Annotated in this window: 19 protein-coding genes and 1 pseudogene; 12 read left to right on the top strand and 8 right to left on the bottom strand. The window is 52.3% G+C overall.

The features are described from left to right. Nucleotides 1-24: 24 nt before the first annotated feature. The 8 genes from OEV59_07950 to OEV59_07915 all read right to left on the bottom strand — a co-directional run bounded on the left by OEV59_07950 (nucleotide 25) and on the right by OEV59_07915 (nucleotide 8,977). On the bottom strand, nucleotides 25-870 hold the full coding sequence (locus OEV59_07950; protein ID MDH4227660.1) for a deoxyribonuclease IV: 846 nt from the start codon (nucleotides 868-870) through the stop codon (nucleotides 25-27). 24 nt (nucleotides 871-894) lie between these two features. Next, nucleotides 895-1,884, bottom strand: a complete 990-nt coding sequence (locus OEV59_07945) for a hypothetical protein (protein ID MDH4227659.1) — start codon at nucleotides 1,882-1,884, stop codon at nucleotides 895-897. 42 nt (nucleotides 1,885-1,926) lie between these two features. Next, entirely contained in the window at nucleotides 1,927-2,484 is a 558-nt protein-coding gene (locus OEV59_07940) for a hypothetical protein (protein MDH4227658.1), read from the bottom strand. Next, nucleotides 2,481-3,248, bottom strand: coding sequence for a type III pantothenate kinase (locus tag OEV59_07935; GenBank protein ID MDH4227657.1), 768 nt, complete (start codon nucleotides 3,246-3,248; stop codon nucleotides 2,481-2,483). The genes OEV59_07940 and OEV59_07935 overlap by 4 nt, the downstream gene beginning before the upstream one ends. 13 nt (nucleotides 3,249-3,261) lie before the next feature. Further along, nucleotides 3,262-4,248 carry a biotin--[acetyl-CoA-carboxylase] ligase gene (locus tag OEV59_07930; protein MDH4227656.1) on the bottom strand — a complete coding sequence of 329 codons (987 nt, stop codon included), beginning with the start codon at nucleotides 4,246-4,248 and terminating at the stop codon, nucleotides 3,262-3,264. After that, nucleotides 4,245-5,111 (bottom strand): carboxylating nicotinate-nucleotide diphosphorylase, encoded by an 867-nt coding sequence (gene nadC, locus OEV59_07925; protein ID MDH4227655.1) that lies wholly within the window; start codon nucleotides 5,109-5,111, stop codon nucleotides 4,245-4,247. Before nadC ends, OEV59_07930 begins: the two co-directional genes overlap by 4 nt. Further along, on the bottom strand, nucleotides 5,111-7,846 hold the full coding sequence (locus OEV59_07920) for a valine--tRNA ligase (GenBank protein MDH4227654.1): 2,736 nt from the start codon (nucleotides 7,844-7,846) through the stop codon (nucleotides 5,111-5,113). The genes nadC and OEV59_07920 overlap by 1 nt, the downstream gene beginning before the upstream one ends. A gap of 81 nt (nucleotides 7,847-7,927) precedes the next feature. Further along, entirely contained in the window at nucleotides 7,928-8,977 is a 1,050-nt protein-coding gene (locus OEV59_07915) for a response regulator (protein ID MDH4227653.1), read from the bottom strand. Nucleotides 8,978-9,173: 196 nt separating this feature from the next. Between OEV59_07915 and OEV59_07910 the strand changes: the two genes are divergently transcribed. From OEV59_07910 to miaA, 12 genes and pseudogenes are all read left to right on the top strand, one after another. After that, nucleotides 9,174-9,821 carry a site-2 protease family protein gene (locus OEV59_07910; protein ID MDH4227652.1) on the top strand — a complete coding sequence of 216 codons (648 nt, stop codon included), beginning with the start codon at nucleotides 9,174-9,176 and terminating at the stop codon, nucleotides 9,819-9,821. Further along, nucleotides 9,818-10,807: a tryptophan--tRNA ligase gene (trpS, locus tag OEV59_07905; GenBank protein MDH4227651.1), complete on the top strand. Its 990-nt coding sequence runs from the start codon at nucleotides 9,818-9,820 to the stop codon at nucleotides 10,805-10,807. The genes OEV59_07910 and trpS overlap by 4 nt, the downstream gene beginning before the upstream one ends. 13 nt (nucleotides 10,808-10,820) lie before the next feature. Further along, nucleotides 10,821-11,591, top strand: coding sequence for a segregation/condensation protein A (locus OEV59_07900; GenBank protein MDH4227650.1), 771 nt, complete (start codon nucleotides 10,821-10,823; stop codon nucleotides 11,589-11,591). Nucleotide 11,592: 1 nt separating this feature from the next. Then, a complete protein-coding gene (gene scpB, locus OEV59_07895) occupies nucleotides 11,593-12,330 on the top strand; it encodes an SMC-Scp complex subunit ScpB (protein ID MDH4227649.1) in 738 nt (245 codons plus the stop codon). A 106-nt stretch (nucleotides 12,331-12,436) separates the two neighbouring features. Next, nucleotides 12,437-13,144 (top strand): annotated as a pseudogene (locus tag OEV59_07890) (rRNA pseudouridine synthase). Between the two features lie 192 nt (nucleotides 13,145-13,336). Continuing rightward, nucleotides 13,337-13,936, top strand: a complete 600-nt coding sequence (locus tag OEV59_07885; GenBank protein MDH4227648.1) for a hypothetical protein — start codon at nucleotides 13,337-13,339, stop codon at nucleotides 13,934-13,936. A gap of 105 nt (nucleotides 13,937-14,041) precedes the next feature. Continuing rightward, nucleotides 14,042-14,362 (top strand): DUF4288 domain-containing protein, encoded by a 321-nt coding sequence (locus tag OEV59_07880; GenBank protein MDH4227647.1) that lies wholly within the window; start codon nucleotides 14,042-14,044, stop codon nucleotides 14,360-14,362. Between the two features lie 44 nt (nucleotides 14,363-14,406). Further along, complete coding sequence (locus OEV59_07875; protein MDH4227646.1) at nucleotides 14,407-15,072, top strand: endonuclease III domain-containing protein; 666 nt, start codon at nucleotides 14,407-14,409, stop codon at nucleotides 15,070-15,072. A gap of 45 nt (nucleotides 15,073-15,117) precedes the next feature. Beyond that, a complete protein-coding gene (gene mutL, locus OEV59_07870; GenBank protein ID MDH4227645.1) occupies nucleotides 15,118-16,932 on the top strand; it encodes a DNA mismatch repair endonuclease MutL in 1,815 nt (604 codons plus the stop codon). Further along, entirely contained in the window at nucleotides 16,932-18,005 is a 1,074-nt protein-coding gene (locus OEV59_07865) for an ankyrin repeat domain-containing protein (protein ID MDH4227644.1), read from the top strand. Before mutL ends, OEV59_07865 begins: the two co-directional genes overlap by 1 nt. Nucleotides 18,006-18,214: 209 nt before the next feature. Continuing rightward, the gene (locus OEV59_07860; protein MDH4227643.1) at nucleotides 18,215-18,814 is read left to right on the top strand and encodes a hypothetical protein; all 600 of its coding nucleotides are present in this window, start codon (nucleotides 18,215-18,217) and stop codon (nucleotides 18,812-18,814) included. Beyond that, a complete protein-coding gene (miaA, locus tag OEV59_07855; protein MDH4227642.1) occupies nucleotides 18,808-19,737 on the top strand; it encodes a tRNA (adenosine(37)-N6)-dimethylallyltransferase MiaA in 930 nt (309 codons plus the stop codon). Before OEV59_07860 ends, miaA begins: the two co-directional genes overlap by 7 nt. Nucleotides 19,738-19,748: the final 11 nt, after the last annotated feature.

Genomic DNA, 19,748 nt, shown 5'->3' with positions numbered 1-19,748 from the left:
GTGTCTATTCTCCTTTTTGTTTCTTTAGCTCTGTAGCGCCCGGGTTGTCTTCAGGTTCATTTTGTCGTCGCCTGCTCTGTTCTTTGGCGTTTCGAGTATCACGGGAACGCGCCGTATTTCTTTTATCTTTAGAAAAGCCCCGAGCCCGGTAAGCCCGATACGTCCTTTGCCTATGTGCTCGTGGCGGTCTATGTTGGAGCCGAGGCCGCCCTTTGAGTCGTTAAGATGTATAAGAGATAGGCGCTTTGTTCCGACGGTTGAGTCGATGAGCTTCGTAAGCGCCAAAGCATCCGTCTTATCCGACATCTTGAGGCCGCTTGCGAATGCGTGGCACGTGTCGAAACAGAGCCCTGCCTTTACTCCTTTAAGCGTATTTAGAATTGCCGCTATTGTTAAAAGGTCTCCTCCAAGCTGCGAGCCTGCCCCGGCAGTGTTCTCGATTAGCAGGGCAGGGGCGTCTTTCCCAGCTTTTTTTACTGCCGCTCTTACGGCGTCAGCGAGGCGCTCTATTGCCGCCTCTTTGGATGTCTGGCCGCGGCTTCCCGGATGTAGCACATAGAACTCTGCGCCAAGCAGGGCCGCGATAGAGAGTTCTTTAGATAGAAGCGCAAGCGACTTTTTGTAGAGCGCGTTGTCGGGCGTTGCAGCGTTTATCAAGTAAGAGGCGTGCACCACTATAGGGCCTATGCCCGATTTTTTTCTTGTTTCTCTAAAGCGCTTTGCCTCTGCCTCGATGTCTTTTGTGTCGCCGCCATCCCATGACCTCGGGGAGCGGCAAAATATCTGCAGACAATCGGCCCCTTCCTCGGTCGCCCGTTCAATCGCTTTATGGAACCCGCCTGCTATTGATAGATGCAGCCCTACGGTCATGAGTAATCTGCCATGCCGCGCGGCCTAGTGTTTCTTTTTCTGTTTTGAATCGACTATTTTCTTGGCCGCTGAGGCAAGGGCGCTGGATACGCCCTTGCTTCTGGCGATGTTCTCCACGTCCTTTATGTCAAGTTGGTTTAGCGCGCGCATGGAGATGTCGAGCGGCGTCTTCGGGTTTGTTATGACGTTTTTACGGATGACGTAGCTCTGCATCCATTCCTTGTCCCTGGCAACCATTCGTAGCAGCGTGTCCGGGGTGCCTTTGGTGGCCGTAAGGTTTATGACTTCCTCGTCGGTTATCCTTGCGTTTTTCAGTACCGCTGTCGAGATGAGCTTGTTCGACGATTTTATGAGCGCGCCCCTGGCCTCTTTATTTCCCGTCATGGCGAGTTTGATTTTTTCCGTGACGTTCATGGTGTTTAGGAGTTGTGTTATGTTAAGAGGCTTGTCCGGAGGCGTGTCGTGGAGAAGTTCTTCCGGAACTTCGGCCTTTTCCGCAGCCTCGAGGAGCTTTTTTTCCTCTTCTTCGCTAAGCTCTCCTATATCGTCGTTATCCGGCGCTGCCGCGGTAGGGGGCTCGAGGTTCTTGTTGGCCTGTAGCGCCTCGGCTATCTTCGGGCATTTTTCGATGCGCTCTTTTAGTCCTCCGATAAACGACGCGGTCTTTGCCGGCCCGTTCCAGGCAAGAAAGGTAAGGGTATCGTCGCCGACGGTCGAGGTGAGCGCTATCTCGAGAGTTATGCTCTCGGATGCAAAGCGCGAGTACGCGATTTCCTTTAACACCTCGGGCTCGACACCTTCGGTTATCGCCTTGCTTATAACGTCAGGGGCGATCTTTGCGAGACTTGTCTTTGCAGCCGTTCTTATGTCCGTGTCCTTGTCATGCACGAGTATTGATATCGCGGAGAGGAGGTCCGAGGGTTTTAGCGATACCGCGCCGCTTGCCACGTTGAGCTTTACATCCCTGTTGGTCATCGGCGATACGTATCCGTATACGGTCTTATTTACTTTCATGGTTGTTTGTTGGGGCGGCCATTGCGTGCCTGCCGCCGCGTTTTAAGGTTTTTTACTGACTTTTGCAGCGGCTGCTTTCTGCCGCTTTGCCGGGTTTTTTTCTTCCTTGGATTCTTCCTCCTCGAACTCCGGCGGCTTCTTCCTTAACATGTCCGGTATTATGCGCCTGAAGAGAAGGCCGAGGTACTTATTTAAGAAGTTCGCCCTCGGTAAAAACGGCAGAATTTGTCTGTGGCGAACTCCGAGGTCGATTAGCATGTCGTGGATGTCGTCAGAGTTGGGGTCGAAGCGAAGCCCCTTTTTGAGGGCCATTATCGCGCCTTTCTTATTTCCGGCAGTAACGTAGACCCTGGCGAGGTTCACGTAGTAGTCGGGCTTGAAGAACTCTTTTTTTATGGCCCTTGTGCAGAGGTCCAAGCCGTAACCTATCTTGTTGGACTTTACGGCCTCTATCATGCCGTGGTACGACATGTAGGAGGGGTTATCGGAGTCAAGGCGGTACGCGTTCTCAAACTCGGCCCTGGCCGAGTCGAGGTTTTTTTCCCTCAGGTGTTTTTTTGCGGCAAGGAACGCGTTCCTTGCTTCTTCTGTAGCGCTCATTTTGCGTTCGCCTCGTATATGATTTCGAGCCCTTTGAGTATCAAAAGCTCGTCCACTTCGTTTATGGTCTTCGATTCCTTTGCAAAGAGTTCGGCGTGCCCGCCTGTTGCAACCACCTTTGCAGACGGCGCGGTTTCTTTCTTGATTCTCTCGACCATGCCGTCGATGAGAGCGGCAAAGCCGAAGTATATGCCGCTTTTAAGCCCGTCTATGGTGTTCTTGCCGACAACAAAGCGCGGTCTCGATATGTCCACCTTCGGAAGCTTTGCCGCAGCCTTGAATAGCGCCGTTGCCGAAATTTGTACGCCAGGGGCGATTGCGCCCCCTGCGTATTCGCCTTTTTTCGTTACGTGGTCGAAGGTTATTGCCGTGCCCATGTCCACCACGATTAATTCGCATTTGTGCTTGTGGTACGCTGCCACCGCTCCGACGATTCTGTCCGCGCCGACCTCCTTTGGGTTGTCGGTGATTATCGGCATCCCTGTCTTTACCCCCGGCTCGATTACGAGCGGCGTTACGCCTACGTATCGCTCGAGCGCGGATACGAACGAATCCCTAAGAGAGGGCACAACGCACGACATTGCCGCGCCCTTTATGCCGGAGGTGTTAAGCCCTGATGCGGCAAATAACTCCTTTAGCATTATGCCATATTCGTCCCCGGTGCGCTCTCTGTCCGTTGAGAGACGCCATGTGCGCGTTATCACGCCGCCTTCGTTGGCCCCTATGAATACGGTAGAGTTCCCTATGTCTATCGTTAGGAGCACTCGGGTTATCTCTCTACAGGCTCACGTCCCCGGCCATTATGCGCTCGGTTACGCCTGCTTTTGTTCTGACAAGAAGCGCGCCGCTTGAGTCTATGCCCTCGCAAACGCCCTCCACGGCCCCGGATAAGCCGTTTACTTTTATATCCTTGCCTTTTCCGTTAAAACAGTTTCTCCATGCGTCCAGTACCTGCGGGTTTCCCTTGTCCAAGAATATCTTATACCATTTTTCGAGGCTGAAATAAAGGGCTGCGACCGCTTCTACTCTGGATATCTCTTTGCCGCTTTCCTTTTTAAGCGAGGTGGAGAGGCCCCGTATGTCCTCAGGGGTTTTTTCGGCGTCCATGTTCACGTTGATGCCGATGCCGACTGCCATGTGCTTTACGGTATCCGGGTCCGAGGCCATCTCAAAAAGTATGCCCGAGACCTTTTTGGAGTTTATCTGCACGTCGTTTGGCCATTTGACCGAGGCCTTTATCCCAGATACTGCCTCTATCGCCTCGACTACCGCAACTGCGGCTGCGAGCGAGAGAACGGGGGCAGAGTGCGGGGCGATGCGCGGCCTGAGTATCACGGACGTGTAGATGTTTACCCCGGGAGGCGAGTGCCAGCGCCGGCCCATGCGCCCTTTGCCGCTTTTTTGCGAGTCGCTTATTACTGCAGCGCCTTCGGCCGCGCCGCCTTTTGCAAGCTCCATGGCTACCGAGTTGGTCGATTCCGTTGTTTCCATGAAGTGAAGGTCTTTGCCTATGAACTTTGTTTTGAGCACAGACTCTATCTCCATTGCGTTGAACGGAGAGTTCGCCTGCGTAAGCACATAGCCTTTTCTCGATTTCGCGTCTATGGGGTATCCGGCGGCCTTTAGCGCCTTCATGTGCTTCCACACGGCGTTACGCGATATGCCGAGGTTTTCGCATATTTCCTGTCCGGAGACGTAGTTGCCGCGGTTGGCCTTGAGAAAGCCGAGTATGTCCCGGTCTATGCCGTCTGTCTGTGTTTTCATAGCACGTCGAGGCTTATGTCGACCGAGGGTGCCGAGTGAGTGAGCGCGCCGATAGATATGCAGTCAACGCCGGTCTTTGCGATTTGCGCGATATTTTTAAGCGTTATGCCGCCTGAGGCCTCTGTAAAGGCGCGGCCGGAGACGAGCCTTACGGCCTTTTTCATCTCGGCCACACTCATGTTGTCGAGCATGATGATGTCTGCTCCGGCGTCGAGCGCTTCTTTTACTTCCTTTAATGTTTCCGTCTCGACCTCGAGCGGAGTGCCGTGAGGGATGCTCCTTCTTACGCGCTCCACCGCCTTTTTTATCGAGCCTGCCGCAGCTATGTGGTTGTCCTTTATAAGCGCTGCGTCGAAGAGCCCGAAGCGGTGGTTGGAGCCGCCGCCGGTCTTTACCGCGTATTTTTCGAGCATCCGTAAGCACGGGGTCGTTTTTCGCGTGTCGAGAATTTTAACGCCAGCGCCTTTTGCGAGTTTTACGTACTCCGATGTGAGGGTGGCGATGCCTGAGAGGCGCTGAAGAAAGTTAAGCGCCACACGCTCTGCCGTGAGTATGGACGAGAGGCTTCCGGAGACCTCCATGAGCGAGGCGCCTTTTTTCACCTCTTTGCCGTCGTTAACGAGTGTTTTGCATTTTAGCGATTTATCGAACGTCTTGAACACGAGCACAGCGACGCTTATTCCGGCAAGGGTTAGCTGCTCTTTTGCCCGTACGGCGGCCCGGCCCTTTGCCCCATTGTCTATTGCGGCCTTTGTGGTTATGTCGCCGGAGCCGATGTCTTCTGCAAGAGCGGCTTTTACGAGCATGCCCACGTAGTCGAAGCCCTGCCTTGCCCCTTGTTTTTTTGCCCCGGCTTTTGCCATCACTCGAGGCTCCTTACTCTTTCGATTGCGGCCTTGATGGCGGCCTTTTTCTCGTTAAGGGTATCTACCCGGGCCTTGTCCTTTCGAACCACCTCTTCGGGCGCCTTTTTTACGAACTCCTCGTTAGAGAGCTTGGAGGTAAGGCCGCCGAGTTCCTTTTCTGTTTTTTCGAGTTCTTTTGAAAGCCTTTTTATCTCGGATGCCGCGTCTATCAGACCTGCAACCGGCACGTGGACCTCGATTCTTTCGCCCATTGTAACGCCCTCGACTATTGCGACAGCTGACTTCTCGGGCTTTGCGCCGCCTTTTACGATGCCGAAGCTTTTTAACCTCGCAAGCTTTGTTATGTAGGCAGATAGAGAAGACAACGCCCTGTGCGACGCGTCGTCGGCAGTAATCGCAACCGGAGTAAGCTCTGCAGATAACGGAAGGTTAAGTTCAGTTCTAACGTTCCTTATTGCCGTAATCGTACGGATCGCGCATTCGACCGATTGGACATCCTCGCCATAAGAAAAGCCCGGTGCCTTCGAATATCCTTCTTCGGTTATGGAGGAGGCGACACCCGGAAGGTATGAGTATATTTCTTCGGTAATAAACGGCATGAACGGGTTTAGCATCTTTAGCGTGCCTTTTAGCGTGTGAAGGAGCACGAGCGCTGAATCTCGTTTTCTTTCTTCGCCGTTATCGCCGCGAAGGTCTTGTTTTATTAGCTCGACATACCAGTCGCAGATCTCGTGCCACGTAAACGCGTACGTGCTTCGTGCCGCAGCATCGAACTCGTAACGCTCGATATGCGTGGCAGTTGCCTTTGTTGCCTCAAAGAGCTTCGAGAGTATCCACTTATCGGCAGTGTTTAAGTTCTTTGGCAGTTCTCCCGCGCTCTCGACGTTCATGAGGGTGAACCTCGCGAGGTTCCATATCTTGTTGCAGAAGTTCCTGTAGCCCTCGATTCTTTCCTCCGAGAGCTTTACGTCGCGCCCCTGCGCTGCCATTGCCGTGAGCGTAAATCTTAGCGCGTCGGTGCCGTATTTATCCATGATGGTAAGCGGGTCTATTACGTTACCCTTACTCTTGCTCATCTTCTGGCCTTCTGCGTCTCTGACAAGGGCGTGGATGTAGACGTCCTTAAACGGCACCTTGCCCATGAACTTAAGGCCCATCATCATCATCCTTGCGACCCAGAAAAATATGATGTCAAAGCCGGTGACGAGCGTCGATGTCGGGTAGTAGTGCTCGAGCTCTTTGGTCTTTTCCGGCCACCCAAGAGTTGAGAACGGCCAGAGCGCGCTCGAGAACCAGGTATCGAGCACGTCGGTTTCGCGTGTTATGTTTTTCGAGCCGCAGTCAGGGCATTTGGTTATCTCGTCTGCGCGTACATTGACCTTTGCGTTGGCAAAGAATTTTTTCTCGCCCTTTATCTCCGCCCATTTGCCTTTATTGCAGTCGTCACAGTAATAGGCAGGTATCCTGTGCCCCCACCAAATTTGTCTCGACACGCACCAGTCTTTTATATTTCTCATCCACTCGAAATAGGTATTTTCCCAAGTCTTGGGGATGATGCGTGTAGCCCCTGTTTGAACGGCTTTTATTGCTTCCTCTGCAAGGGGCTTTGTCTTCACATACCACTGCGGCGAAAGATAGGGCTCGATTACGGTCTTACACCTGTAGCATTTGCCGACCGCGTGGTCGTGATCCTCTGTCTTTGTGATGAAGCCTTGTTCCTTTAATATGTGTATGACCTTTTCTCTTGCCTTGTGCGCGTGAAGATTCTTTACCTCTTCGAGCACGTCCTTGTTAACGTCCGGGACCAAGTCCTTTACGTGCGCGTTCTCGTCGAAGATGGAGATTCTTTTTAGATTGTGTCTTACGCCTGCCTCGAAGTCGTTAAAGTCGTGCGCAGGGGTTATCTTCACGGCACCCGTGCCGAACTCGGTATCGACCATCTTATCCTCGACAATCGGGATCTTTCGCGAGGTGAGGGGGAGGTTAAGCGTTTTTCCGGCGAATTCCTTGTGGCGGTCGTCGTCGGGGTTTATGGCAACTGCCGTGTCGCCAAGCATGGTCTCTGGCCTGGTGGTCGCAACGGTTAGGAACTTCGTCTCGTCATCGGATAAATGGTAACGTATGTGATAGAGCTTTCCCGCACTTTCCTCGTGCTCGACTTCTATATCCGATAGAGCGGTGTGGCATCTCGGGCACCAGTTTATGAGGCGTTCGTCTCTGTAGATGAGCCCTTCGTTAAACAGGTCAACAAATACCTTTTGAACGGCTTTACTTAAGCCCTCGTTCATGGTGAAGGCTTCTCTCGACCAGTCGCAGGACGCGCCAAGGCGCTTTAGCTGGCCGACTATCGTGCCGCCGCTTTCTTCCTTCCACTTCCAGACCCGCTCGATGAACTTTTCCCTGCCCATCTTGTGGCGGTCCGTGCCCTCTGCGTGGAGCTTTTTCTCAACCACGTTTTGCGTGGCTATTCCGGCGTGGTCGGTTCCCGGCACCCAGAGCACGTCCTTGCCCGTAAGCCTCATGTGGCGCGCCAGTATGTCCTGGAGCGTGTTGTTTAGCGCGTGCCCCATGTGCAAAGAGCCGGTGATGTTTGGCGGAGGGATTACCATGGAGAAGGTATCCTTTGACGAGAATTCCGGCGCGCGAAATGTCTCCTTCTTCGCCCAGAGCTCGCTCCATCTGCTTTCGACGCTTTTTGGTTCGTATACTTTTTCGAGTTCTTTTTTGTCCATGTGATGCCCTTTAAAGTGAAAAGGGGAAACGCCTGGTTTTGCCCCGGCGTTGTCCCCCGTTTGCTCGTGCGTTAGCCGTCGTTATTCCGGCCTGCTCATCGCCTTCTTGAGTTTTTCGAGGAATTCCTTTTTAATCATGTCCTCGGCCATGTCAGGCACAACTTCCCAGGCAACTTCCTCGATAATCTCTCTTGCCATCTTGCGGACCATCTCCGTAAGCTCTTCCTTCGAGAGCCCGGCAAGTCCTTCTCCAGAGGCCGGAGCGTATGCCTGCGCAGGCGCGGCAGGTCTTGGCGGCGGCGCTGTCGCGGGTTTCGGTGCCGGTGGTGGTGCTGCCGCAGGTTTAGGAGCTGCCTTTGGCGCTTCATCAAGGCTTAGATCGAAAAAGTCATCACCAGCCGGTTTCGGCGCTGCCGGTTTTGCCGCTGGTTTTGGAGCAGGCGGCGGAGGCGGCGGCGCATCCAGAAATCCGAATTCGTCTGCAACGTCTTGCGAAGGAGCTGCCTTGGCTGCCGGTTCCTCAGGAGCGCCTAGAAAATCGCTTGCTTCCCATACCTCTGCTGCAGGCGCAGCCGGTGCCGGTTTTGGAGCAGGCGGCGGCGCAGGTGGCGGCGCAGGTGGCGGCGCTGCCGCAGGTTTCGGAGCAGGTGGTGGCGCAGGTGGCGGCGCTGCCGCAGGTTTCGGAGCAGGTGGCGGCGGCGGTGGCGGTGCTGCCGCTTGTTTTGGCGCAGGCGCAGGTGCCGCTGCTGCAGGTGCTCCGCCTGCCTTTGCAAGAAGCGCTTTGATTTTCTTTATAAGGTCTTCGGATTCAAACGGCTTTACTATGTGGTCGTCGGCCTTAACTCTTTCAGCTGCCGCAGGGTCTAGCGGCTCAAACGTTCCGGATATGAGCATCACCGGAACTCCTGCAAGAGCAGGGTCTGCCTTCACTGCCTCGCAGACTTCGTACCCGGTCTTTCCTGGCATGGCAACGTCGGCAAGGATTAAGTCCGGCCTCGATTCCTTTGCAGATTGCACGGCAGAGTTGCCGTCGCCTACTATCGTAATCTGCATGTCTTCGCTGGCGAGAGTGAGGGATATGACTTTCTGTATTGTAATTGAATCGTCGGCTAAGAGTATCTTTTTCGGCATTTTCCCTGAACCCTGTGGTTTTACGAAGTTTTTTGAATATTCGGTATCTTATATATCTATCACTTAATCGTCGAAATAGTCAAGATATTTTTGAATTTTCGGTATTTTTTGCCATGCGCGGTTTTTTCGCGTCTTTGCTCCGCCGCATCTTAGATTTACGTTGACTGGCGGAAAAGTTATCTGTTAAACTCAGGAGATGTTTAATATAAATCTGGAGCAATTACTGCTTAGCGTACCGCCAATCCTCATCTCTTTAACCGTGCACGAGGCTGCGCACGCGTATACTGCCATGCGTTTTGGCGACCCTACGGCAGCGATGCTCGGGCGCGTGACGTTAAACCCGATAAAGCATCTGGATCCGATAGGGACCTTAATGATATTTTTCTCGGGCTTCATAGGCTGGGCAAAGCCCGTGCCCGTGAATCCGCGTCTTATGGGGCATCCGTCGAGGGACCTTATGCTCGTTAGCCTTGCCGGCCCGGCCTCCAATATAATGCTCGCCTGTGTGGGCATAATTGTCTTCAGGGCCGTCATGTTTATTCCGGGCGTTACCGGCGTAATGCCCGGAGAGGTGTCGTTTCAGCTGATATCGATGCTACAGATGCTTGTTTTTATCAATGTCTCGCTCGCGGTCTTTAATATGCTTCCGATTCATCCGCTCGACGGCAGCAAAATTCTCGAGCATTTTTTGCCTTACAGCGCGGCCTCGACATTTTCAAGGATAGAGCCTTACGGCATGTTCATACTCATTGCCGTTGTAGTAAGCGGCGTTACGTCTTATATAAGCGCGCCGTTTTATAAAATCACATTGTATCTTCTTTACAGCGGAACAGGGGGAGTATGAAAAAAGCTCGCGTACTTAGCGGAATGAGGCCGTCGGGGAAGCTGCACCTTGGCCATTACCACGGGGTCCTCGAAAACTGGCTAAAGCTCATGGCAACGGATGAATGCTTCTTCTTTGTAGCCGACTGGCACGCGCTTACTACCGGGTACGCAGATACAAAGACCGTCAAGGCAAATGTCACTGACATGGTGCTAGATTGGATAAGCGTTGGCATAGACCCCGAGAAGTCAGTGATATTTAGGCAGTCCGATGTGCTCGAGCATGCAGAGCTTTTCGTGCTTTTATCCATGATAACGCCAATACCGTGGCTTGAGAGGAATCCAACTTACAAGGAACAGATGACCGAACTTAAGGATAAGGACATCCATACCTTTGGTTTCCTCGGTTATCCGGTACTCCAGACAGCCGACATTATAGTATACAAGGCCAACAAGGTGCCTGTTGGAGTAGACCAGGCGCCGCATGTGGAGCTATCAAGGGAAATAACCAGGCGCTTTAACTTTCTCTACGGCGAGACATTCCCCGAACCCGCTACTTTACTGACAGAGGCCTCGAAGGTCCTTGGCACCGACGGCCGTAAGATGAGCAAGTCATACGACAACGCCGTGTACCTCTCTGACGAGGACTCGGTAATAGAGAAAAAGCTTTCTGCCATGGTAACCGACACTGCAAGGAAGAGAAAGACAGACCCTGGCACTCCGGGGCAATGTCCTTTCTACACCTCTTATCATGTGATATACTCTGACGCTTCCACCCTTGAATGGGTGAAGGCCGGGTGCACAGGGGCAACAATTGGCTGCATAGAGTGCAAGCGGAGCGCGATACCGAAGATTGTAGAGCGTATACGCCCCATCCGCGAAAAGAGAATGGAGCTTTCGAAAGACCCGTCCTTTGTCGAAGGTGTGCTTAAAAAAGGCGCTGACAAAGCGCGCGAGGTAGCTGCTTCTACCATGAACGACGCGCGAAAAGCCATGGGGCTTAAATAGGGAGAGACGCAACGTGAACCCCAACTACAAAGTAAAGCTCGAGATATTCGAAGGCCCGCTTGACCTTCTTCTTCATCTTATAAAGAAGAACGAGGTCGATATCTACGATATCCCGATTGCCGTTATTACGGAGCAGTACCTTTCGTATATAGATATAATAAAGTCCATGAACCTGGACCTTGCAGGTGAGTTCCTTCTTATGGCAGCAACCCTTGTGCACATAAAGAGCAAGATGCTTCTGCCCATACCCGAGGAGGCAGATGAGGAGGACGAGGGCATTGACCCGAGGGCGGAGCTTGTAAGAAGGCTTATCGAGTACCAGCAGTACAAGTACGCTGCCGACGATTTGATGAACCTGCCGCTTCTTGGCCGCGACGTGTTCACGCGCGGGGCAAACGTGCCCCTTGACGGCCTCGAGGAGACAATAGAAGAAGGCCCGCTCCTTACCGATATCTCGCTGTTCGACCTTCTAAGCGCTTTTAAGGACATACTGGCAAGGGCCCCGAAGACCTACGGCGTGGACGTTACAGTAGACCGTTTCCGCATAGCAGATAAGATAAACCACATAATGGAAGTGCTTGGAAGAGACAAGAGCGCGGTATTTGGCGAGCTCTTTGTCAAGGATGCCGTTAGAGGTGAGATCATAGTCACCTTCCTTGCGCTTCTCGAGCTCTGCAAACTTACGATGGTAAAAATAAACCAGACCGACGACGGCATCATACGTGTCTACGCAGCCGCCCCCAAGACAGCTGCCGTTACCGAGGTCTCAAACGAGGTGCACTGAAATGGAAAAAGACGCGCTTAAGCCCGTAATCGAGGCCCTGATTTTCGCAGCAGACCATCCGCTCACGTTAGACAAGATAGCGGGCGTTATGGAAGGTGTTGAGAAAGACGCTGTAAAGGCCGCGCTAAAGGAACTCGTTACCGATTACGAGGCGGATGCAAAGGGCATCTATATAGAAGAAGTTGCCGGAGGGTTTCAGCTTAGGACAAAGGTCGCGAACGCGCCGTGGATAAAGAGGCTCTTTAAGATAGGCACTCCGAAGATGAGCAGGGCCGGCATTGAGACCCTTGCGATGGTAGCCTACAAGCAGCCTATCACAAGGGCCGAGCTCGAGGCCATAAGGGGCGTTGATTCGGCAGGTGTGTTGAAAACGCTTCTCGAAAGGCGGCTCGTTAAGATAGTTGGCAGGCAGGAAGTGCCCGGACGTCCGGTCATGTACGGCACCACAAAGGAGTTTCTCGAGACCTTCAATCTTAGAGACCTTGCAGGGCTGCCGACACTAAAAGACATCGAAACGCTTGAAAAGGAATTTAACGCAAATGCCTACGGAGAAGAGGCCGTTGAGGGCGAAGGGGTAATGAATGAAATGGCAGAAGAAGAAATCAGAAAGCTTAGGGAAGAGGCCTCCGAGGAAACAGAATCCACGGGCATCGAGACAGAGGGAGAAGCCGGAGCAGAGGCCGGAGGCAAAACCGGAGCAGGAGAAGGGCCAGAACAAGAGGGAGGCCCCAAAGCCTAGGCCGCTTTTCCGAAGAACAGCAGCGAAGCCGCTAAAGCGAAGGCCGCGAAAAGGCAGCGCTGCGCCTGCCGTAAAGAAGCCGAAAGACCAGGCATCCGGCGGCGCCGAGCGCTTACAAAAGCTCATTGCCTCGGCTGGCGTAACATCCAGGCGTAAGGCCGAAGAGCTCATCACGGAAGGCAGGGTGAAGGTAAACGGCAAGGTGGTTGTAACCCTTGGCGTAAAGGCCGACCCATTAAATGATGTTATCGAACTCGACGGTAGGCGGCTCTTTAAGGTAACAAAGCCTGTCTACGTGCTCCTCAACAAACCAAAGGGCTACATCTGCTCTTTATCAGACCCTGAAAAACGTCCGCTTGTCATGGACCTGATAAAAAAGGTCAAGGGCAGAGTCTACCCAGTAGGCCGCCTTGATTACGACGCAGAGGGAGTGCTGCTTCTCACAAACGACGGCGAGCTTTCAAACGCGCTCATGCACCCGTCGTCAAAGGTTGAGAAAAAATACCTCGTAAAGGTAAGAGACGTCCCTGACCAGGACGACATACGAAAGCTCGAAAGCGGCGTGTATCTCGAGGACGGCAGAACGCTTCCTGCAAAGGCAAGGTTTGTAAAAAAGACAGATGAGAACTCTTGGATAGAGATTATCGTTACCGAAGGCCGTAACCGCCTTGTTAAGCGCATGTGCATGGCAATCGGGCATCCGGTGCAGAAGCTGAAGCGCATAGAATTTGCGGGGCTTAGGCTTGGGCTGCTGCCTTTGGGGCAGTGGAGGTTTTTGACTCCCAAAGAGGTCGAGAGGCTTAAGGCTATGTAGGCCGGTGATTTGCCAGGCGGGCGCGTTCGCGATTTTGCCGCCATACTTTGTCAGAGGCGGTTTTTCCTTGCTCGACGTATTACCAAAATACGCCTGCGCGAAAAAACCGCCTCTTCCTCGTCTGACGGCAAACTTGCGAACGCGAATATGGTGCGAGTGGTTGCTTTGGTGTGATGCCAGGAGGCGTTTTCAATGAAGGCTTTCCTGTACAGAAATAGATATAGGTTTCTATGGATTATCCCTGTTGTCCTTGTGGTCTTCATCTTTTTCCCTGGAAAACGGGAATTTAAGTACTATGCAACAGGGGTTCAGTTTGAGCAGAAAGAGAAACATCTTAAGTACCGTGATGAACTGCGTGCCTGGAAAAAGACGGAGGAGAAAGAATTCTTTTTTGGTTTGCAGTATGGCCATGCTCTCAAGCGGGGCGGCGATGCTGTTGTGACGCTTTGGCATCTCGATGCCATGCGGACCTATGACAGTCATGATAACCGCTACGAGAAAATAAGCATAGAAGCCCCGGTTGAGTTGGTAGAGAATGGCGGTGAAGTCGACCTGGCCTCTAATCGCCGCGTGTTGGTATTTTATGGAAGAGGCGTGTTTAACGGAAGGCATTGTTTTGGTTATCCCGAAGACGGAATTTTGAAGGTCTCTAAGGTTGATAGTGGACAGGTCTCTGTGTATTTGAAGTTTAAGGTGAAACTGTATAGTGAGCAACGAGGGTTTGGTTATTGCGATGAGCGCGAGGTGGAAGAAACCGCTGTGCTTGAATATAGGGAAAATGAATTTAAGTAGTCCGCAGGCCGGCTTGGCGATGCGTGCCCCGGCTAAAATTGGATTTCGGTTTGTTTGTGGTTGGTAAAGATTTTCAAATCCGTGGCTGGATGTGGGAGGTGTTTTATGTGGTATACGGTGAATTTGTTTTTCAAGGCTTCGTACTCTCCTGTGTCCAGAGATAATCCCTTGTGGGAAGAAAGAATCGTTGTCATAGAGGCGGAAACCGAAGAAGAGGCAAAACTTAAGGCCATAGAGTGGGCAAAGGATGAGGAGCATGAATATGAGGTAGGCGAGCCGCCCGGTGGGCGTTTAAGATGGTCTTTTGAGCATGCAGGTAATGTATCTGAATTAGAATCCAACAGGCTGTCGAACGGCATGGAGGTTTTTTCCAGATTTCTGAAAAACAAAGAGGCGGTAAGCCTGATTACGCCTTTCGATGATTAGATACAACTTTGGCGCTAAAATCGCCGTTTTAACTATCGCAGCATATGGCCAAACCTGTCAGAATATCCCTCGAGAAAACTTTGCGCTCGTATTATAAGGCGATGTTCTCTGCCTTCGGCCCTCAAGACTGGTGGCCCGGGGACACGAGGTTCGAAATAATTGTCGGCGCGATACTTACCCAGAACACCAACTGGACTAACGTTGAAAAGGCGATTGTAAACCTCAAAAAGGCAAAAGCCCTGAACCCCAAAAAGATGCACAGCCTTGCCGTTCACGACCTTGCCCAGTATATACGGCCAGCCGGATACTTTAACGTCAAGGCAGCGCGGCTAAAGCACTTCCTTAACCATCTCTTCGACATTTATGGCGGCAGCATTGATAAGATGTTTGGCCACAGGACGGACGCATTAAGGGAAGAGCTTCTTTCCATAAACGGCATCGGCCCTGAGACATGCGATTCGATTTTGCTTTATGCCGCAGAGCGGCCGGTCTTTGTCATAGATGCGTACACAAAGCGCATGCTCATGCGCCATAAAATCGTAGGCCAAAAGGCCGGGTATAATGACATGCAAAAGCTTTTTATGGAGAATTTAAAGCACGATACAGAGATGTTCAACGAGTACCACGCGCTTATCGTAAAGACAGGCAAGGATTTTTGCCGCCCTCGTAACCCGCGCTGCTCTGCCTGCCCGCTTGGCAAGTTTCTTTAACCCCGCTATTTCAAAAAAACGCCAAATGTTCTATACTTTTCGGGTATGGCTATTAAGGCTAAAAACCGCATAAAAAAGATGGATGAGCGGCTTTCCGTTAAGATTGCCGCGGGCGAAGTTGTCGAGAGGCCGGCCTCTGTTGTAAAGGAGCTTCTCGAGAATTCGCTTGACGCAGGTTCGACCGACGTTGCAATCGAAGTCCGCGATGGAGGTAAAACCTTTATCCGCATAACCGATAACGGAAGCGGCATCTCACGCGAGGATGCTTCTCTTGCCTTCGAGCGCCATGCAACAAGCAAGATATACTCGGAAGACGATTTATTCAATATAAGCACAATGGGCTTTCGCGGCGAAGCGCTTGCAAGTATCGCCTCTGTAGCGAGAGTAACGCTCTCGACCAGGTCAACGGACGAGGACTCCGGCGTAAGCGTTACAGTAAACGGCGGCGGAGAGCCTTCTATAAAAGACAAGGGGCTTCCCTCCGGCACAAGTGTCGAGGTCGAGGACATATTCTCGAACACGCCTGCAAGGCTAAAGTTTCTTAGAAGCTCGTCAACGGAATTCGGCCGCATACTCGAAACAGTAAAGCGCATTGCGCTTTCAAGGCCGGACGTTAGAATCAAGCTCGTGCACGGCAAAAGCGTTTCTCTTGATGTAAAGAAGGGAAGCCTTAAGGACAGGGTCTTTGACATATTCGGCGCCTCTATCAGCGACGCGCTCCTTCCTGTGCGCGATATAGAAATCAAAGAGGCAGGGGCGTCGGTTGCGGGTTTTGTCGGAGCGCCTGAGCTGACATTCTCTAACGCGAATAGCCTCTATACCTACGTCAATGGCCGCTTTGTTCGCGATAAGGGCATTAACCGGGCTGTTATGGACGGTTTTATGCAGATGCTTCCTTCGGGCCGCTATCCGTTTGTTGTTTTGGATATCAGGATCAACCCAGAGGATGTGGACGTGAACGTGCACCCGGCTAAGATAGAGGTGCGCTTCAAGAACACGTCATTTGTCTTTGACATGGTGAGGGCCGCTGTAAAGAGCGTGCTCTTGTCAAAGGAGGCCTCGCCGCTGCAAAATAATATTTCCCGTGAGGCCGCGGCTTCCCACGTAAGCAGCGCGCCAGCGTCTTTTTCGCGCACAGAGACGCGCCTTGGCGAGACCGTAAAGGCATGGCCGTATGCGCAAGGTTCGAAGATTGCACCGGGCACAGCTGCTACGCGTTCGTTTGTGCCTGCTGTTTCTCCTGCTCCTGTGCAAACCTCCTTTGCCCCTGCCACGTTCATAGGCCAGCTCTTTGGCGAGTTCCTGCTTTTTCAGGAGGAAGACGCCTTTATATTAATAGACCAGCACGCTGCCGCAGAAAGGGTTCGTTACGATAAGCTTCGTAAAAGCCGCGCTGCAGGAGAAAGGCCGCCATCGCAGTATCTTCTCATCCCGGAGCGCGTTGAGACCACGCCAGAGGAAAAGGACTCTATCGTAAAGAGCCTTCCCGAGCTTATGAAGATGGGCTTTGAGATAGAGCCATTTGGCCCGTCTCATTCGCTTGGAGGCGAGACATTTCTTATAAAGGCAGTGCCCGAAATTCTTGGGAGCCGCGACAATAAGGCCCTTATAAAAGACCTTGCATCCGATATCGCTGAGTTCGGCTCTGCCTCGCGTGTTAGTGAGGCCGTTGATTCGGCGCTCATGCGTGTAGCCTGCCACAGCGTTGTCAGGGGGCCGAGGCAGCTGCGGCCTGATGAGGCAGCCATGCTCTTTAGGGATATCATGGACGTAGAAACAGCCGGAAGATGCCCGCACGGAAGGCCGGCTGTAAAGCGGCTTACGAGAGTTGATATTGAAAAAATGTTTGGGAGGCTCTGATGCATAAGAAGGAGAAGATAGTCATATATACCATCATCTGCGTCTGGATAGCGGCAATAGGCATAGGCCTCTATTTTTATTTAAGGGGCGGCCTTATCGATGCGGCAAGGAGCGGCAATACCAGCATGATATACGCGCTTGCCGCGCTCGGCGCCGATGTGAACGCCAAAGACAAGAACGGGTACACTCCGCTCCATCACGCCATGAACCGCGGCGACGATGAGGTCGTAAAGTTCCTGATTGAAAAGGGCGCTGACGTGAACGCCAAGGCTTCTTCGGACGGCAAAACGCCGCTCCTTATCGAGGGCTCGCATGAGACCGTGAAGCTTCTTCTGGCAAGCGGCGCAGACATAAAGGCAATAGACAAGGACGGCAACACGGCCATGCATACGGCAGGGGCGTATTACAAGGACGTTGCCGAAGCCATTATCGCGAAGGGGGGCGACGTGAACGCGAAAAACATATACGGCTTCACGCCGCTTCACGTGGCAGCGCGCGCCGACGACGGTGGCGGCGTTGTCGAGGTTCTTTTGTCCAAGGGAGCAGAGGTAAATGCCAAGGCCGGCGAGGACGGAGCCACACCGCTTCATCTGGCGATAGAGTCTGGCGATGCAGCCATGGTAGAGGCCATTGTAGCGGCCGGCGCGGACGTGAATGCCGTGGATAACGACGGACAAACTCCGCTTCATTATACGGCCTATTCGTATGCGGACGGCATGAAGGAGAAGGTGGAGCTTCTTGTGGTAAGCGGCGCAAACGTCAATGCCGTAGATAAGCACGGGTGTACGGCGCTGCATACTGTTATTTCCGAGGGATGGGAGGAAATGTTATGGCTTCTCGAGGACAGGGGCGCGGATATGGAGGGTAATACCCCGGCGCCTGTTGCAAAGGAAGGCGAGGAGCCAAGCGCCGTCGAGGCGCTCATAGCCTCCGGCGCGGATTTAAGCGCCAAGGATAGCGAGGGCAGAACGCCACAGGATCTGGCCGACGCGCTTGATGATAAGGCTGCGGCGAAGGTTATCGGCGCGTTTCTAAGGCAGTTTGCAGCAAAGCCGCAGCAGCAGGTTCAGTAGAGGGCGGCGGTGTTGCTGTGGATATTTTTACGGGAGCGGCAAGCGGCGATTTGGCCTTGCTGCCTCGCCTGACGGTCAACTTGCCGCTTGAAAGGGACAGATTGGGATTCTCGGTAGTGAAAGTTGCGGATAGTGGTACATTTTTATAAACAATTTGCTATATGCCGGATGTTCGGTTCCGAACGCAAGTCCGGCAAAGGAGAATTGTTGTGGACACGAATGATGTTTTGACCAGAGCCAGGAATTTTTTAAAGGAAAGAACAGATGCCCTGTCAAAGGATGTAAAGCATTGTCTGTTTGCGCAGTCCGAATATGCGCCAGCGCCTTTTCCAGCGTTGCTTTATTGTTTTTCAACCATTGATTTGTTGGGCGAACTTTATGGCTACGAACCTGTTGATAATAGATGCCCTTTGTGTGGCAAAACTTTGGGAAAGTCGGTAAAAAATCCGAAAGGCGTAACTTTGAGGTCTCGGGCTTATATGACAGAAGTAATGAAATATACGGAAGAAGTCGCCAACCGTTTGCAAAAGGTTTTTAGGCACAAGCTTGTGCATCTTGCGCAGCCGAATTTGGCATATCAAGAGAATGGCAAAAAAATTGGATGGGAATATCATCACGATAACAGGGCCGTTCACTTGACGACGACAGAAAAAGACGGTGTTAAAATTTTCAGAATAAGCATCGGGTCCTTGTGCGATGATATTGTAGATTCGGTATATAAGCCTGAGGGATACTTGCATAAATTGTCTCAGGATGAGGAGTTGAGGGTAAACTTCGAGAAGGCATATAAAGAAATATATTCGTGGTAAATCTGACCAAACTCCTTGTCATAGCCGGCCCTACTGCCTCTGGTAAGACAAAGCTCTCTGTCGAGCTTGCCTTGAGGCTCGGTGCGGAGATTATTTCTGCCGATTCCGTTCAAGTCTATAAGGGGATGGACATAGGCTCTGCAAAGCCCAAGAAGGCAGAGCTAAAGGGCGTACGGTGCCACCTGATAGACGTTGTTACCCCTGACGTTGATTATAACGTGGCAAACTATGTGCGCGATGCGGAAGCGGCAATAGACGATATAACAAAGCGCGGTAAGCGCGTAATCGTTACAGGAGGCACGGGCCTCTACATACGTGCGCTTCTTCACGGGCTGTTCGAAGGCCCGCCGCGCGATACAGAGCTTAGAAAAGGGCTTATAAAAGAGGCAGAGGAAAAAGGCAGAGAGGCGTTATACGAGAGGCTAAGGGCAGTTGACCCGGCTGCGGCAGCTTCCATGCATTCAAATAACATCAGCCGTGTGGTAAGGGCCCTGGAGGTGTATCTCCTTAGCGGACGGCCGATATCGAAGTTCCAGAAGGAGCACGGGTTTAAAGAGGAAAAACACCCGCACCTTGTCGTCGGTCTTGTAAAGGAGCGCGCTATATTATATAAAGATATAGAGACAAGGGTCGATGAAATGATACAATCCGGTCTTGAGAAAGAGGTCAGGGGGCTCCTCGATAATGGGTATGCGCCTTCTCTAAAGAGCATGTCGACGCTTGGGTATAAGGAAATGGCTTCTTATGTAAACGATGGTCTTACGCGCGAGGAAGCAGTTGAACTCATAAAGAAGAACACGCGTAATTACGCAAAGAGGCAGCTTACGTGGTTTAAGAAAGTACCTGGCATCGTATGGATGGAACCCGTGGCGGTCGATAAGATAGATGCAATGGCAGCCGAGTTCTTTGCTAAAGGCAGTTAGCGCCAAAAATA

The sequence above is a fragment of the Deltaproteobacteria bacterium genome (assembly GCA_029858205.1).
In the GTDB taxonomy this organism is placed as follows: Bacteria; Desulfobacterota; GWC2-55-46; order GWC2-55-46; family DRQE01; genus JAOUFM01.
This window is presented reverse-complemented; position numbering and strand designations above follow the sequence as displayed.